The sequence below is a fragment of the Mesorhizobium sp. M1273 genome, from assembly GCF_040318195.1.
GTDB lineage: Bacteria > Pseudomonadota > Alphaproteobacteria > Rhizobiales > Rhizobiaceae > Mesorhizobium.
The window spans coordinates 115,376-129,985 of record NZ_JAMYLV010000007.1 but is presented as its reverse complement, the minus strand read 5'-3'; the positions used below and the strand labels follow the sequence as shown (position 1 = coordinate 129,985).

Genomic DNA, 14,610 nt, shown 5'->3' with positions numbered 1-14,610 from the left:
GGCCAGGCTGGCATCGATCAATGAACTTGCGAGCATGGCAATGAAGGACGGCGAGGTTTTCGGCACGACGCAGGCGGGCGAGGCCGTCCGCCGCTTCACCATCCGTGGCGGCGGCCTCACCGCCAACATCATCGGGCTGGGTGCGATCATCCAGGATCTGCGTCTGGCCGGGCACGACGCGCCGCTGGTGCTCGGCTATGATCGTTTCGAGCACTATGAGACGGACACCGCCTTCTTCGGCACCGTCGTCGGGCGCTATGCCAACCGTATCCGCGACGGCCGCTTCACACTTGCCGGCAAACGCTATCAGACCGAGCGCAATTTCCTCGAAAAGCACACGCTGCATGGCGGTTCGCAAGGTTTTTCGCGCCGGGCCTGGGCGGTTTCGCTGCATGGCAGGGATTTTGTCACGCTGACCCTGCACGACCCCGACGGCACGATGGGCTTTCCCGGCGCGCTCGACGTGACCTGCACCTACCGGCTCAAGATCCCCGGCACGCTCAGCGTCGAACTGACCGCCACCTGCGAGGAGCCGACGCTCTGCAACCTCACCCAGCATTCCTATTTCAACCTGGATGACGGCGGCGCCGGCGACATTCTCGATCACCGGCTGATGCTGAATGCCGGCGCCTATCTGCCGGTCGACGCGGATCTCATTCCGACAGGCACGGTAAAGCCGGTCGACGGCACGCCTTTCGACTTTCGCCAGGCGCGGCCGCTGCGCATGGAGACCGAGGGCGAACAGCTCCCCTATGACCAGAATTTCTGCCTCGCCTCAACGCGCGGGCCGCTGAAGCAGGCGTCGTGGGCGCAAGGCGCGAATTCCGGCGTCGAGATGGAGCTCTGGACGACCGAGCCGGGCGTCCAGCTCTATACCGGCCAGTATCTGGCGCCGTCCTCGCCTGGACTGGGCGGACGCCAGTACAAGGCGTTTTCGGGCTTTTGCCTGGAGCCGCAAATCTGGCCGGATGCGCCGAACCGGCCGTATTTCCCGCAAGCCACGCTGTGGCCCGGGCAGATCTACCATCACGTGACCGAATACCGGTTCAGGCTGCCTTAGGGCGGGACCCCCCGGAAACCGGCATGGTTTTGCTGCGCTGACCTCCGGTTCGGAAAGGGTCATGCAAAATTCAAAGTGTTATAGCGTCCTTTGCGCGTCCAATGACGCGCGGCGCACTGGAGTCAAAACGCAATCACTCTGAACGACCGACTTCGAACTCTCTTGGACCTTTGACGCCGAGAGCCCTGACGACGCAAGTTGACCCTTATCCGACATTCGGGCTCTCATGCAGCAAAGTACACAGACCTGAAAAGCTGTCTTTCAGGGGCGGCGGCAATGGCATCAACCTGCGACCTGCTGTAAGCTTGGAAAGCGGGTAACAATCCGCGAAGGATTGGGGGATGGAACGTCATCTCGCAGCCGTCCTGATTGCCGATGTCGTCGGCTATGGCCGCTTGAGCCAGATCGACGACGAGGGTACGCGTGCGCTTTTCCGAACCGACCTGAACGAAGTATTCAAGCCAAGGATCGCTGCGCACCATGGTCGACTGGTGAAAACCATGGGAGATGGGATGTTGGTCGAGTTCCACAGTGTGGTCGACGCCCTACGCTGCGCGGTCGAAATCCAGCAACAGAAGGCGGAGGTGAACGTTTTCACGCAGCCAGAACGGCGGCTTGATTTCCGCATCGGCATCAATCTGGGCGATGTTATCGTTGAGGGTGACGACATCCACGGTGACGCGGTGAACATCGCCGATCGGCTGCAAGGGCTGGCGGAACCTGGAGGAATCGCGATTTCCGCCACCGCCTGCGACCATGTGAGGGGAAAGGTGCCGATCGGCTTTGCCTCACTCGGCGTGCAGAAAATGAAAAGTATCGCCGAACCGGTTCGCGTGTACCGTGTCTTGATCGACCCTGCTACTGCGGGCAAGATCGTCGGTGCCAAACCACGCCTTTCTTCCGGCGACGACAGTAAGCCGCCGGTAATTGCGGTTTTGCCGTTCGAAAACCTGAGCGCCGACGACGGCTGGACGCGGCTGGCAGACGGCCTGTCGGCCGACATGATCGGCGACCTAGCGCGCTATCCCGACCTTGCGGTCATTTCGCGCCAGACCATGCAGTCCTATCGGGGACGGGCGAGCGACACACGCTCGGTTGGACGGGAACTGAACGCCGATTACCTGCTGGAAGGCACCCTCCAGGCGATCGGACAGCGTGTCCGCGTCGCGGTGCAGCTGGTCGACACCCGGACCGGAGCCAACCTTTGGTCGGCGCGGTTCGACGAGTCGACCGATGATTTTTTTCTCATGCAGGACAGCATCACACAGAACGTTATCAACGCCCTGGCAGGCACTTTCGGCAAGCTTGCCAATCTCGGGCGTGAGGTGGCTCGGCGGAAGCCTCCCTCGAGCCTGGGTGCTTACGACTGCTATCTGCTCGGGGTGGAACTGCACGACAGATTCACGACCGATGCGAGGGCAGAAGCCATACGCATGCTGTCCCGCGCCGTGGAACTCGACCCCGGCTTCGCGCGGGCCTGGATGACGTTGGGATTGGCACATGCGGTCGATGCCTTCAATGCCTTCACGCCAGATTCAGCCGCTTCGGTCGAGCGCTGGCGAGAATGCGTGGAAAAGGCTCTGGCGCTCGACCCTACCGATCCGATGACGCGCCTTTACATGGGCGCTCTCCGCGCCATTGACGGCGATATCAGCGGGGCCGCAGAGGAATACGACCGGGCGCTGGCCCTGGCACCCAATGACGCCGATGTGCTGTCGATGCTCGCCTCAAGCCGAGCTCTCGTGTGTGGAAATCCGGAAGAAGGCTGTGCTCTCGCCGAACGGGCGCTTCGCCTCAATCCGCAGGCTCCGAGTTGGTACTACGCGCAGCTCGCCCGGGCGCGGTTCGTCGCCGGTCGCTATGCCGACAGTCTGTCGTCGCTGTGCCAAAGTCCGCCGGATATTCCCGTCACTCTGATGTTCCGTGCCCTGTGCCACGCGCTGCTCGAAGAGTCGGCGCAGGCGCAGTCGATCGCCAGGCGGATTGCCGTCGAGTTTCCAAGGTTCACCGTCGAGAACTTCATCCGAACCTATCCCGTCACCAATCCTCTGGCCCTCGCTGCGATTGAGGAAGGGGCTCGTCGCGCAGGCATAGCGTAGAGCCGAAAACGGTGCCTAGCTGAGGAGGGGGACGCGCTTCCTGGATATGCCACTTGGTAAGCCGGGGCTCGCTTCCGGCACAGGCTGAAGGTCTGCTTCGTAGCGCTAACTGGGCGCTGGCGTGACCCCTGCTAAGCTTCCGCTCATGGCGCTCTGTGCTCATTCCCGCCGACTAATTCAAACGGCAAGTTCCGCCCATCTGGGCCATTGGCGGCAGCCAGTCTGATTGAGTTTTGACCCTAATCCTCAAACGCCGCCCTCAACGTTTCGAACGTCGCAAACACGCCCAATGCAGCGCCCTCGGTATTGTTGGTCGGTGGCAGAGCTTCAGCTATCCGGCGCACCAAGGTCGTCTCAGAACCGGCTGGAGCGTTCTTTCGGCTGAGGCGACTTCAAGCCGTGACAGGAGCATTCCGGATCAGCGGGAAGTCGCGCGGCGGTCTCCAGCGCGACCCGCGAGGCTGTCATGGAGAGACTGGGCAGCACGTCCTCCTGCAGCAATTTCTGGCGATTGCGATCCATGTAGTCGTTGAAGCCCGCCGTCACGAACGCGCAAGGCACGAAACACGCGCCGATCTCGCGCGACAAGGTCGCCTCAGGGGCGATGGAATGGTTGAGTACATCCGCCCCCATGCCACGATATGCCAAGGCTTCGGCAGGCGTTGTCAGCCGGGGCCCATAACAATGGGCAGCCACCAACTGCTGTTCGATGCCATAAACGCGGCATTCGGCTGGCCAATGACGGCGGGCCGTTTCGACCAGAACCGCCGCACATCTTGGACACACGATTTGCTTGCCCGAACAGTCAAAGCTCTGACGGTCAGGAAGCAGTGAAAACGGGGTCTGCGTCAGTTCAATGATATCGGCGGTCACCACCATGTCGCCCGGCTGGATCGCCTTGTTGACGGCGCCTACAGTCGAGCAGGCGAGAACTTGCCGTACACCCGCCCGCATCAATACCCAGAACGCGCGGCGATGGCAGGAATGGTCGATACGGTCGCGGGGATTGCCGTGCGAATACATGCACAGCGCGCGTTTTGCTCTCCCTTCCGCTGTGATCGACGCATCGAACTCGAGCAGCTTCCAGTTGTCGGTGCGACCGAAAGGTGTTTCAAAACTCATGTCGCGCCGCAAGGTGCGCACACCATCGAATTCGACATCTTCCGGGAAGGCAAGCCCCCAGTTTGCCGACCCGGTGATGATGGCCAACCCTACCTGAGGGATGTCCGTCGAATGATCCGTCAGATCGTCGGCTGCATGATAATTGGTGGGCATGTTTCCAGTCTCGGTCAGGATTTTTGGCGAAGGGTCACAATCAGGACCACGGCCACGACGATGACGGTCCACAATGTCGAGATCGCCGCAATGGTCGGATCGATCTGATCGCGCAGCGACAGGAACATAAGCTTCGGCATCGTGCTGTTGCGACCGCTTGCGATGAAGATCGAAATCACGGACTCGTCGAGCGAAGTCAGGAACGCCATCAATGTCGCTGACAGCAAGCTGATCCGAAGTTGCGGAACGATGACTCCGCCAATGGACCTGGCCCAGTTTGCACCGAGGCTGCGCGCCGCCTGAACCTGGTTCCAGTCAAAGCGGGCGAGAGCGGGTAGCAACACAATGCAGGCGACCGGAACGGCCAGCACCACATGTCCGACCAGCACACCGAATAGCGTTCCGATCAGATGTTGTGCGGCCAACACAAAGAAGAGACCGATCGCAAGCAGGATACCGGGGGTGATCGAGGGGGTCAGCAGGACGCTCTGGATGGCCGCAGCGGTTTTTCCGCCCAGCCGATTCATTGAAATGCAGGCGAGCAGCGCGAAAGGCACCGCGATCAACGCCGTCAACGTCCCAAGGATCAAACTCGTTCTCAGCGCGGCCATCCACGTTGCCGAGCCGAAGAAGTTCTCGTACCAGCGCAACGAGTAGGCGTGCGGCGGAAACTCGAGGAGATTCGACGCCGAAAAGGAAAGCGGCACCACCACGAGCGTCGGCAGCATCAGAAATGCCATGACAAGAGCGGCAAAGCTCCAGAGCAAAATGCGGGCGAGCCTGTTTTGCGGATAGGCTTCAAGCATGGGAGGCTTCCACGGGGTTCTGGGCCACCAGACGGCGTGCCGCCAGCAACATCACACCGATCAGCGCCATAAGAACGAGGAGCAGAATGCCCAGGACGCTTGCCGACCCCCAGTCCTGAAAGGTCGATAGTGTACGCTCGATCCGGGTAGAGAGCGGATTTACCTTGCCGCCGCCAAGCACCGCCGGCGTGATGAAAAAACCTATGGCGTAGATGAGGACGATGATCGAACCCGAGAAGATGCCGCCCGCCGAAAGCGGCATAATGACTGTGCGGATGACCTGCCTGAGAGTGGCTCCCATGCTCGCAGCCGCGCGAATGAGATTTGGGTCGATATCGCGCATCGCAGCATAAACAGGCAGCAGAAAAAGTGGCAGCATGTAGTGCACCATGCCGATGAGCGTTCCCGTGAAGTTGTAGACCAGCGGCAATGGCTCCGCCGTCAGGCCTGAACCGGTCAAAGCCGCGTTGATCAGGCCGTCGCGCCGCAAGAGCACGAGCCAACCATAGGTACGCACCAGAATAGAGGTCCACAGCGGCAGCATGACGAACGCCATGAGCACGTTGGCCAGCCTTGGTCTGACGCTGGCCAGCGCCAGCGCCAGAGGAGTACCGAGGAGTATGCAGCCCGCCAGCGTACCCAAGGACAGTTCGAGGGTCGTGACGAGCGCCGACCACGTCAGTCCGCTCGAAAGGACCTTCTGGTAGTTGCCGACGGTGTACTCACCCCCGGTGGTCAGGAAGGATTGCCGGATGATCCAAAGGATGGGCAGTATCGCCGCCAGTCCAACGATGAACAGCGCCGGGAGCGAAAGTGAAAGAAAAAACCGCCGCTCGCGCCGCGCATCCGCCGCGAGCGCCGGGTCTCGGACGACGGTCACGCCATCGCTCCCGGTATCGCGTGAACCTTCGCTGCCGGTGCATATGCGGTCATCCGCTGACCGGCGGCAAGCTCGGCGCAGCCGCCGGCCAGCGCTGCCGGAATGCAGACAAGAACCTCTTGCCCGCCGTCAAGCGCCAGCGTCAAAAGCCAGTTCTCGCCGCGGAACGCTTTGGCGCGCAGTATTCCTTCGAGAGCCACTCCGTCTCCCCCGACGAGCTTCGCATCAAGATGGAAGCTTTCGGCGCGGATCATCAGGGTTTCGCGTGATGCTTCGGCGCCGTCGATTCTGCGCGCTGAGCCCGGGGCCACAATGTTGGCCTCGCCCATGAACTCCGCGACGAAGCGGGTCGATGGACGATCATAAATCCGCTGCGGCGTATCTATCTGCTGGATGCGGCCAGAATTCATCACCGCAATCCGGTCAGACATAATCAGCGCTTCGCGCTGGTCGTGGGTTACATAGATCGTGGTGATCCGTAGATGATCATGCAGACGCCGGATCTCATACTGCATGGTCTCGCGCAGGTTCTTGTCGAGCGCCGACAGCGGCTCGTCCATCAACATCACGCGCGGTTCGAAGACGATAGCCCGCGCCAATGCCACCCGTTGACGTTGGCCGCCGGATAATGCGGCAATATTGCGCTCCGCCAGACCATCCAGCTTCACGCGGGCCAAGGTATCAAGCGCCCGCTGACGCGCCTCCGCTCTCGGTACCTTGCGCAGCACCAGCGGATACGCGACGTTCGCCAGGACATTCATGTGGGGAAACAAGGCGTAATTCTGGAATACTATGCCGATGTCTCGTTTATTGGGCGGCAGGCGGGTGATGTCTCGATCGCCCAAGAAAAGTTTACCGGAATCCGGCCGGACGAAACCGGCCAGAGCCATGAGTAACGTGGTCTTGCCCGATCCCGATGGCCCTAGCAGCGTGAGGAATTCGCCAGCCTGAATGTCGAGCGAAACATCATCCAGTGCGACGTAGGACCCATAAGCCTTGTGCACGCTTTCGACGGTGATCGCGAGCGACTTCATCATGTGCTCCAGCCTTGAAGCGCGTCGCGTTCGACCGGCTTCACGCGACGCGCTTTAGGTTCTTGTTTTCATGCATGTCATTGTCGCGCGCTGCACATTTTTGCGCGACATGCGTCAGAGCTGAGAGTCAGCGAGCCATCATTTCATCGAAGGCTCTTTGGGCAGCCTCGCCATTCTTGACCCACCATTCTGAATTGGAAAACACCGAAGTGCCAGCATTTTCAGGTGCGGTCGCAAGGGTCTTCAGACGGTCCTCGGGAATAAGGCCACCCTCATATGCCGCAGGATTGACTGGGCCGTAGGCAATGAAATCGGTCAGCTTGGCAACCCGCGCGGGCTGCGTCATCGCTGCGATGAGCTTCATCGCGGCTTCCTTGTTCGGCGCTCCCTTCGGCACCCCAAGACAGTCCGTGCCGATGACCGAACCCTTGAACGTGTAGTCAGCCGCGCCGCCATCTGCTTTCACGGTTTGGGCGCGTCCGTTCCAGGTAATGACCAAATCCGCCTCGCCGTCTTTCAGCAACTGCGCCGACTGGGCGCCCGAGGTCCACCACACGGCGACATCTGGTTTGATCGCTTCAAGCCGCTTGATGGCGCGCTCTAGCCCTTCCGGGGTGCTGAGCACGGAATAGACGTCCGCCGGTGCCACGCCATCGGAGAGAAGCGCGATCTCGATCGAGTCTTGCGCATTGGCGCGCAACGCGCGACGGCCAGAAAATTTGGCAACATCCCAGAATTCCGCCCACGTCTTCGGCGGGTTCTCGCCATAGGTCTTGGTGTTCCACGACATGACGGTGCCATAGGAGTCAAACGGATAGCAGTAGTCGGACTTCGCACCCTCCGGCACGGATTTCGGATCGATGATCTTGTAGTCGAGTGGCTCCAGCAGCGATTGTGCGGCCGCCTGGGCACCTTCCGGTGAGCCCAGGTGAATGACGTCGGTCGTGACCGCACCCGAGGTGACCTGCATCTTCAAGGCGGCCAGGCCGTCGCTTAGGGTCTCCTCGCGGACATCATAGCCAAGCTCTTTTGCAGCAGGGGCCCACATGGCCTCCTTCATGGCGTTGCCATAGTCGCCACCCGCGGTCGTGATTGTGACCGTCTGCGCATGCACGGGCAGGGCAGCCGAGATTGCGAATGCTGTTAAGGAAATGCGTAGCCAGGACATAGGTTCTCCTCCCCAACTTTTATGGAATATCGCTTGAAAGAGCCATTATTTTGTAATCGTAACGTTACGATTGCATCTGAATGCGCCGGAGTCAAGCTGCTTCCTGCGGGAGTTTGGATTGACCGGGATGTCGAATTCGGTAACGTTATGGCGGTCAGCAAATCAGCCGGCGCTTTCGCAAATGAAGTCGGGCGAACAATGGCCAATCTAAAGCAGATCGCCGCTGAACTTTCCCTGTCGGTGACCACGGTATCCCGCGCTCTGAAGGATGGGCCGGAGGTGCAGCCCTCGACCATAGCCCGCGTCAAGGAGGCGGCCAAGCGGGTCGGCTATCTACCAAATCATCATGGTCGCGCGCTCAAAACCGGTCGAACGCAGACGCTGACGGCAGTACTCCCGATGGAAACACGAGACCATCTGTCCGATCTATTAAAGCTTCCTTTAATCGAAGGCATGACGCTGGCGGCGCGGCAAGCCGGTTATAGTCTGTCCATCTATTCCACCACTCCCGACGACGATCCCGTTGAGAGTGTGCAGCGGCAGCTTCAGGCGCACAGCGCAGACGGCCTGGTCATCACGCGCCTGGTGTCGGCTGATCCGCGCGTCAAGCTGCTGCTGGATAAACGCATGCCGTTCGTCGCGTTTGGAAGAACCGACTTGGATATCGCGTATCCTTACGTCGATGTCGACAATGAACAGATTGCCTATGAGGCGACCCGGCGGCTCATGGATAAGGGCTGTCGACGCATTGCGCTGCAACTTCTCGTTCCGGAGGACCAGGCGAGTGCCGTGCGTCTTTCCGGGTATGGAAGGGCAATGGCCGAGGCTGGTATTCCGATCGACCAATCGTTGATCGGTCATGGCATGTTCACCATGGAATCGAGCGCAGGCTGGTTCGATCGCTTGCTGGCGTCATCAGATCCGCCAACGGGCTTGGCGTGCGCCAACGAACTGGGCCTTCTGGGAGCGTTGCACGCTCTCGGCAAGCGGGGTCTCACACCAGGCCGCGACGTTCACATTGTCACCCGTGACAGCACGCGGCTGGCACGCTTCCTGCCGGCAAAGATCGGAGTTCATTCCGTGGATATGGCGGGTGTTGGACGCAAACTTATCGAAGTCCTGGAGAGCCGGATCATCAATCCGCTTGGGCCGGTGGAGACAGTCTTGGTGCAAGGCAGATTCGAGCCGGCCGAATAGTCCGGGCTGCCCTCAGGAGGCCACCTCGTCTTGAACCGGCCGGATCAGCGCCTTTGCGGCAGCTGCTCCCGCCGCTAGGATACGATCCGATAATTCCGTTCCTTCCACGGCGCGCGCGAGTTGAAGCGCGCCGATGAGCGTTGCAAACATGCCCAACGCAGCGCCCTCGGGATCGTTCGTCTGCGGCAGAGCTTCAGCTATCTGGCGCACCAGGGATTGAGCGCGCTCGGCATAGAGGGCTCGCGTTTCAGGCGGCTGCCGCGCGATTTCCGGCAACAACGCGGCCGAAGCGCAACCCTTTCCAGGATTGTCCCGGTGCTCGGCCGATAGATACGTCTCTATGGCCATTTCCGGACCGCCGGCGGCCAATGCTTCCTGCACTTCATGCGACTGCGCGTCCAAGGCCGCCGCCACGCTTTCACGGACGAGCTCCGCCTTCGACTGGAAGTGCGGATAGAAGGCGCCGTTCGTCAGCCCGGCGTCGCTCATGATGGTTGCCAGCCCGGACGCCGCGATGCCGTCAGATCGAAAACGTTCGGCGGCGACCTCCATGATCCGGCTGCGTGACGCGTCTTTTCGGCCCTTTTCGTAGCGCATGGTCTTTCTTTCCTGTCCTGCTATTGCATTATGCTCATAATCTGATATTACGATCATAATTCAACTCGTGGAAATAAGCTAGACCTCTCGAACCTGGAACATCAAAAATGAATGGGAATTCTGAAAAGACCGCAATCGTGACCGGAGCCTCCTCCGGCATCGGCCGCGCCAGCGCCGAGGCCTTGGCGCGGGCGGGTTTCACTGTCTTCGGGACAAGTCGCCGCAAGACCAGTAATGGTCCGGGCGGAGTGACCATGCTGGCATGCGACGTGACCGATGATGCGGCCGTCAATGCGCTCGTTGCCACCGTGCTCGCGCAGACCGGCCGGATCGACCTCCTGGTCAACAATGCCGGTGTCGGTCTGCTAGGAGGCGCCGAGGAATCCTCGGTCGCCCAGGTACAAGCCCTGTTCGACGTCAATCTGTTCGGCGTCATGCGAATGACCAATGCGGTGTTGCCGTCGATGCGGCGGCGCGGCGAAGGGCGCATCATCAATATCGGCTCCATTCTGGGACTGGTACCCGCGCCATACTCAGCTCATTACTCGGCGGTCAAGCACGCGCTCGAAGGCTATTCGGAATCGCTCGACCACGAGGTGCGCGCCTTCAACGTCCGCGTTTCCGTCATCGAGCCGGCATTCGTTCGCACCGTCTTCGACCAGAACGGCATCGAGCCGGATTCGCTGTTGAAGGAATACGATCGGGCTCGAGCCGGGCTCAAGGCGCTGCTGGGCGATGTGATGCCCAAAGCCGATCGGCCGGAAGTGGTGGCGGATGTGGTTGTCAAGGCAGCGACCGATGCCCGCCCGCGACGGCGCTATACCGCTGGCAACGCAGCGCGCCAGGTCAGCCTGCTGCGCCGCTTTGCCCCCGCGGGGATTTTCGACAAGAGCCTGCGCAAGCAGTTCCGCTTGCCGGTCTGAACAACGGCGAGGCAGAGGATTTCACGCACATGCGACTAGCAACTACGACACATTTGGCCAGGCCCTACGAAACGGAGGCGCCAAGCATGACACATAGATCCAATCGGTCGCCGCGTTCACCGGCGTTGTTCCAGGACGCGCCAACGCGCTCCGTCGATGTCGGCGGCATAGCTTTTGCGTACAGGGAACTCGGGCCCAGGACGGGCGTGCCAGTGATCCTGCTCAACCATCTGGCTGCTCAGCTGGACAATTTTGATCCGCGCATCGTCGATGGCCTCGCTGCGACCCGGCGGGTAATTGCCTTCGACAATCGCGGCATCGGTGCTTCGGGTGGCAAAACTCCGTCGACCATTTCCGGCATGGCGCGGGATGCAATCGCCTTTGTCCGGGCGCTGGGGTTCGAAGAAGTCGATCTCTTCGGCTTTTCACTCGGCGGCTTCGTGGCGCAAGAGATTGTGCTGACCGAGCCCAAGCTTGTGCGCAAACTCATCCTGGCTGGCACGGGGCCGGCCGGTGGGCAAGGCATCGACAAGGTGACGCCGCTGACGATCGTGGACATGATCAAGGGCGCGCTGACTTTTCGGGATCCGAAGTACTATCTCTTCTTCACAAGAACGCCGAATGGGCGCCGCGCCGCAAACGCATTTCTGGAACGGCTGAAGGAGCGCCGGAACAACCGGGACAAGGCGATATCGCTGAGCGCGTTCGGCGCGCAACTCAAGGCGATCAAGGCCTACGGACTCCAGGCGCCACAAGACCTGAGCACCATCCGCATTCCCACTTTGGTTGCGAATGGCGACCAGGACAGGATGGTGCCGAGCAGCAATACCTACGATCTCGCCGGGCGTATCCCGGGGGCGCATCTGGTCATCTATCCGGATGCCGGGCATGGCGGGGTATTTCAGAACCACGCCGCTTTTGTCCCGAAGGCGCTGTCCTTCCTCGAGGCTGAGGCCTTGCCGCAGGGCGGCCATGCAGCTGAAAACGTTCGGCTTGTTTCGTCCCGAACAGCAACAGACATTCTTGGAAAGTAACTGCCATGAAGGCATTCGTTGTCGATAAGTATAATAAAAAGGGCGCCCTGCGGCTGGCCGAAATGCCGGAGCCGGAGCTCCAGGACAGCGATGTCTTGGTCGAGGTCCATGCCGCAGGGGTGAACCTGCTCGATTCCAAGGTCAAAACCGGAGAATTCAAGCTCATCCTGTCCTACCAGCGGCCCTTCATCCTGGGCCACGACGTGGCTGGAAAGGTTATCCGCGTGGGATCGAAAGTCAGCAAGTTCAAGGCCGGCGACGAGGTCTATGCGCGGCCGCGCGACGGCCGGATTGGGACATTCGCCGAATTCATTGCCGTGAATGAGGCCGACGTAGCCTTGAAGCCCGAGAATCTCAGTATGGAAGAGGCGGCGTCGATTCCCCTGGTCGGTCTCACCGCCTGGCAGACGCTCATCGAACGGGCAAACCTGAAGAAGGGACAGAAGGTCTTCATTCAGGCTGGTTCCGGCGGCGTCGGGACATTTGCTATTCAGTTGGCCAAGCACCTCGGCGCGACCGTTGCGACAACCGCGAGCGCGGCAAGTGCCGATCTGGTCAAAAGTCTCGGCGCCGATGTCGTCGTCGACTACAGGAAAGACGACTTCGAGAAAGTTCTGTCGGGCTACGATGTCGTTTTGAACAGCCAGGACGCCAAGACACTGGAAAAATCCCTGAGGGTGCTGAAACCGGGTGGCAAGCTCATCTCCATCTCCGGTCCACCGGATGCCGAATTTGCCAGGGAAAAGGGACTGAACTTGATGCTGAGGCTGGTGCTGCGCTTCCTGAGTCGCGGAATTCGGGCCAAAGCCAAGCGCCGCGGCGTGCAGTTTTCGTTCCTGTTCATGTGGGCGCAGGGCGATCAGCTGAGCAAAATCACCGCTCTCATCGAAGCCGGCGCGATCCGCCCGGTTGTGGATCGGGTCTTTCCATTCGAAGCGACCAATGACGCCCTGGCCTATGTCGAAACAGGACGCGCCAAGGGCAAGGTCGTCATCAAGGTCAGATAGCGGGTGCCTCGAACGCAGCCTTGAGCGTCTCGAACGGCGCCAGGGCGCCGCGCACCTGCACGACGGCGGCGGCGACGCGATGAGCGCGCAGCACGGCTTTTGCCGGGGCATGGCCGGCAAGGCGGGCGGCGAGGTAGGCGCCGTTGAAGGAGTCGCCGGCGCCGGTGGTGTCGACCGGGGTGGCGACGTGTACCGCCGGCACCGATTGCGAGGTTCCGTTTTGCGCGATCAGCGCCGGTTCCTCGCCGTTCTTGACGACGACTTCGCCGACCAGGTTTCGCAGCCGTTCAGCTGTTTTCTGCGGTGTTGTATCACCAAACAGCATCTGCTCGTCGGGAAAGGTCGGTAGCGCGATGTCGGCGACGGCGAGCGCCTCGAGGATCGCGGCCTGCGCTTCCTCGCTTTGGCGCCACAGCCTCGGCCGGTAATTGGGGTCGAAGGCAATCAGCGAGCCGGCCGCGCGCGCCTTGGCCACGGCCGTCAGCAGTACCTTGCGTGGAGCCTCGTCGAGGATTGCCAAAGTTATACCGGAAAAATAGACAAGCGCTTGGTTTTCAAGGCTTTTCTGCAATGCGGCTGGGTCCGAAGCCAACTGCCTTGCGGCCGCATCGGCCCGCCAATAGGTGAAAGAACGTTCGGCGCCGGTCAGCGTGATCGCATAGAGGCCGGGGCGGGCGCCCGCTATCACCGGGCTGGCGCCGATGCCGATGCCGCTCTCGGCCAGGAACTTGATCTGGTCGCGCGAGAACGGGTCGTCGCCGAAGGCCGACACATAGGTCGCCGGCCGCTCGCCGCTCAAGGCATGCAGCGCCCATAACGTGTTGAACGTGTCGCCGGCAAAGCCCATGCGCCAGTTCGGCCCGGCCTGGCCCGAAAGCTCGAGCATGCACTCGCCGATCGAGGCGATGCCGTTTCCTGCCATGAAGCACTCCTCCATCCTGCAATTGCGGTGCTGTAGCTTTTTGCAGCCGGCAGCGCCATGCTTGGCGACGGCGGATTCTTGCACTGGGCTCGATTTCCCACAGGGGCGTGGGACGCGATCTGCCCAGCGAAACGTTATCCGCAGAACAGGAATGGGTTTGGCATCGTTATGGCGTTATCTTCTTGGAGGCCTCGGCCTGGCTGCCTTGCTCGCCGGCGTGCTGGCAATCGTCTATCTGACGGCGCCGCATGCACCCCAACCAAGTTCGGACGTCGGCCGTTCCAAGACGACGGCGAACAAGCTGTTCGTGGCGACTTTCGAGCCCGAGAAAGGCGTCATCCGGCAGGGCGAACTGGAATCCTGGCTGCTCACGCTCAAAACCGTCGAGGGTGCGCCGGTGGAAGGTGCTGCGATAACGATTTCCGGCGGCATGCCGCAGCACAAGCACGGTCTGCCGACCAGCCCGCAGGCGACCGATTACCTCGGCGCGGGGCGCTATCGCATCGACGGCGTCAAATTCACGATGAGCGGGTGGTGGCAATTGCATTTTGCCATTTCCGCTGCGGCCGGTTCGGACACTGTCGTCTTCAATGTGGTGCTGTGAGCCA

General features: G+C 61.0%; 14 protein-coding genes. 7 read left to right on the top strand and 7 right to left on the bottom strand.

Features of this window, described 5'->3' with window-relative positions; genetic code table 11:
• Positions 1 to 34 precede the first annotated feature (34 nt).
• Complete coding sequence (locus tag NKH30_RS10705; RefSeq protein ID WP_254818213.1) at positions 35 to 1,060, top strand: aldose epimerase family protein; 1,026 nt, start codon at positions 35 to 37, stop codon at positions 1,058 to 1,060.
• 341 nt (positions 1,061 to 1,401) lie between these two features.
• The gene (locus NKH30_RS10700; RefSeq protein WP_352995313.1) at positions 1,402 to 3,159 is read left to right on the top strand and encodes an adenylate/guanylate cyclase domain-containing protein; all 1,758 of its coding nucleotides are present in this window, start codon (positions 1,402 to 1,404) and stop codon (positions 3,157 to 3,159) included.
• Positions 3,160 to 3,513: 354 nt separating this feature from the next.
• Here NKH30_RS10700 and NKH30_RS10695 read toward each other — a convergent pair whose 3' ends face one another.
• From NKH30_RS10695 to NKH30_RS10675, 5 genes are all read right to left on the bottom strand, one after another.
• Positions 3,514 to 4,434 (bottom strand): phosphorylase family protein, encoded by a 921-nt coding sequence (locus NKH30_RS10695; RefSeq protein ID WP_023676454.1) that lies wholly within the window; start codon positions 4,432 to 4,434, stop codon positions 3,514 to 3,516.
• A gap of 14 nt (positions 4,435 to 4,448) precedes the next feature.
• The gene (locus NKH30_RS10690) at positions 4,449 to 5,240 is read right to left on the bottom strand and encodes an ABC transporter permease (RefSeq protein ID WP_352995310.1); all 792 of its coding nucleotides are present in this window, start codon (positions 5,238 to 5,240) and stop codon (positions 4,449 to 4,451) included.
• On the bottom strand, positions 5,233 to 6,120 hold the full coding sequence (locus tag NKH30_RS10685) for an ABC transporter permease (protein ID WP_352995307.1): 888 nt from the start codon (positions 6,118 to 6,120) through the stop codon (positions 5,233 to 5,235). The genes NKH30_RS10690 and NKH30_RS10685 overlap by 8 nt, the downstream gene beginning before the upstream one ends.
• Positions 6,117 to 7,154 (bottom strand): ABC transporter ATP-binding protein, encoded by a 1,038-nt coding sequence (locus NKH30_RS10680; protein WP_352501102.1) that lies wholly within the window; start codon positions 7,152 to 7,154, stop codon positions 6,117 to 6,119. Before NKH30_RS10680 ends, NKH30_RS10685 begins: the two co-directional genes overlap by 4 nt.
• A gap of 127 nt (positions 7,155 to 7,281) precedes the next feature.
• Positions 7,282 to 8,322, bottom strand: a complete 1,041-nt coding sequence (locus NKH30_RS10675; protein ID WP_352470335.1) for an ABC transporter substrate-binding protein — start codon at positions 8,320 to 8,322, stop codon at positions 7,282 to 7,284.
• A 33-nt stretch (positions 8,323 to 8,355) separates the two neighbouring features.
• Between NKH30_RS10675 and NKH30_RS10670 the strand changes: the two genes are divergently transcribed.
• Positions 8,356 to 9,519, top strand: a complete 1,164-nt coding sequence (locus tag NKH30_RS10670; protein ID WP_352995304.1) for a LacI family DNA-binding transcriptional regulator — start codon at positions 8,356 to 8,358, stop codon at positions 9,517 to 9,519.
• Between the two features lie 12 nt (positions 9,520 to 9,531).
• Here NKH30_RS10670 and NKH30_RS10665 read toward each other — a convergent pair whose 3' ends face one another.
• The gene (locus NKH30_RS10665; protein ID WP_352451959.1) at positions 9,532 to 10,116 is read right to left on the bottom strand and encodes a TetR/AcrR family transcriptional regulator; all 585 of its coding nucleotides are present in this window, start codon (positions 10,114 to 10,116) and stop codon (positions 9,532 to 9,534) included.
• Positions 10,117 to 10,223: 107 nt separating this feature from the next.
• Here NKH30_RS10665 and NKH30_RS10660 point away from each other — a divergent pair, with 107 nt between their 5' ends.
• The 3 genes from NKH30_RS10660 (at position 10,224) to NKH30_RS10650 (ending at position 13,080) form a co-directional block, all read left to right on the top strand.
• Complete coding sequence (locus NKH30_RS10660; RefSeq protein WP_352451958.1) at positions 10,224 to 11,039, top strand: oxidoreductase; 816 nt, start codon at positions 10,224 to 10,226, stop codon at positions 11,037 to 11,039.
• A gap of 86 nt (positions 11,040 to 11,125) precedes the next feature.
• Positions 11,126 to 12,073, top strand: a complete 948-nt coding sequence (locus tag NKH30_RS10655) for an alpha/beta fold hydrolase (RefSeq protein ID WP_352995301.1) — start codon at positions 11,126 to 11,128, stop codon at positions 12,071 to 12,073.
• A gap of 5 nt (positions 12,074 to 12,078) precedes the next feature.
• Positions 12,079 to 13,080 (top strand): NADP-dependent oxidoreductase, encoded by a 1,002-nt coding sequence (locus NKH30_RS10650; protein WP_352995298.1) that lies wholly within the window; start codon positions 12,079 to 12,081, stop codon positions 13,078 to 13,080.
• On the opposite strand, the gene NKH30_RS10645 is transcribed toward NKH30_RS10650, so the two are convergent.
• Complete coding sequence (locus NKH30_RS10645) at positions 13,073 to 14,002, bottom strand: sugar kinase (protein ID WP_352995295.1); 930 nt, start codon at positions 14,000 to 14,002, stop codon at positions 13,073 to 13,075. The genes NKH30_RS10650 and NKH30_RS10645 overlap by 8 nt on opposite strands.
• Before the next feature lie 157 nt (positions 14,003 to 14,159).
• On the opposite strand from NKH30_RS10645, the gene NKH30_RS10640 reads away from it, so the two are divergent.
• The gene (locus tag NKH30_RS10640; protein WP_352470464.1) at positions 14,160 to 14,606 is read left to right on the top strand and encodes a FixH family protein; all 447 of its coding nucleotides are present in this window, start codon (positions 14,160 to 14,162) and stop codon (positions 14,604 to 14,606) included.
• The last annotated feature ends 4 nt before the right edge of the window (positions 14,607 to 14,610 follow it).

Excerpts from the sequence above, each read along its gene's own strand:
- NKH30_RS10705 (WP_254818213.1), top strand. The coding sequence starts at position 35 with ATGGCAATGAAGGACGGCGAGGTTTTCGGCACGACGCAGGCGGGCGAG.
- NKH30_RS10700 (WP_352995313.1), top strand. The coding sequence starts at position 1,402 with ATGGAACGTCATCTCGCAGCCGTCCTGATTGCCGATGTCGTCGGCTAT.
- NKH30_RS10695 (WP_023676454.1), bottom strand. The coding sequence starts at position 4,434 with ATGCCCACCAATTATCATGCAGCCGACGATCTGACGGATCATTCGACG.
- NKH30_RS10690 (WP_352995310.1), bottom strand. The coding sequence starts at position 5,240 with ATGCTTGAAGCCTATCCGCAAAACAGGCTCGCCCGCATTTTGCTCTGG.
- NKH30_RS10680 (WP_352501102.1), bottom strand. The coding sequence starts at position 7,154 with ATGAAGTCGCTCGCGATCACCGTCGAAAGCGTGCACAAGGCTTATGGG.
- NKH30_RS10675 (WP_352470335.1), bottom strand. The coding sequence starts at position 8,322 with ATGTCCTGGCTACGCATTTCCTTAACAGCATTCGCAATCTCGGCTGCC.
- NKH30_RS10665 (WP_352451959.1), bottom strand. The coding sequence starts at position 10,116 with ATGCGCTACGAAAAGGGCCGAAAAGACGCGTCACGCAGCCGGATCATG.
- NKH30_RS10660 (WP_352451958.1), top strand. The coding sequence starts at position 10,224 with ATGAATGGGAATTCTGAAAAGACCGCAATCGTGACCGGAGCCTCCTCC.
- NKH30_RS10655 (WP_352995301.1), top strand. The coding sequence starts at position 11,126 with ATGACACATAGATCCAATCGGTCGCCGCGTTCACCGGCGTTGTTCCAG.
- NKH30_RS10650 (WP_352995298.1), top strand. The coding sequence starts at position 12,079 with ATGAAGGCATTCGTTGTCGATAAGTATAATAAAAAGGGCGCCCTGCGG.
- NKH30_RS10645 (WP_352995295.1), bottom strand. The coding sequence starts at position 14,002 with ATGGCAGGAAACGGCATCGCCTCGATCGGCGAGTGCATGCTCGAGCTT.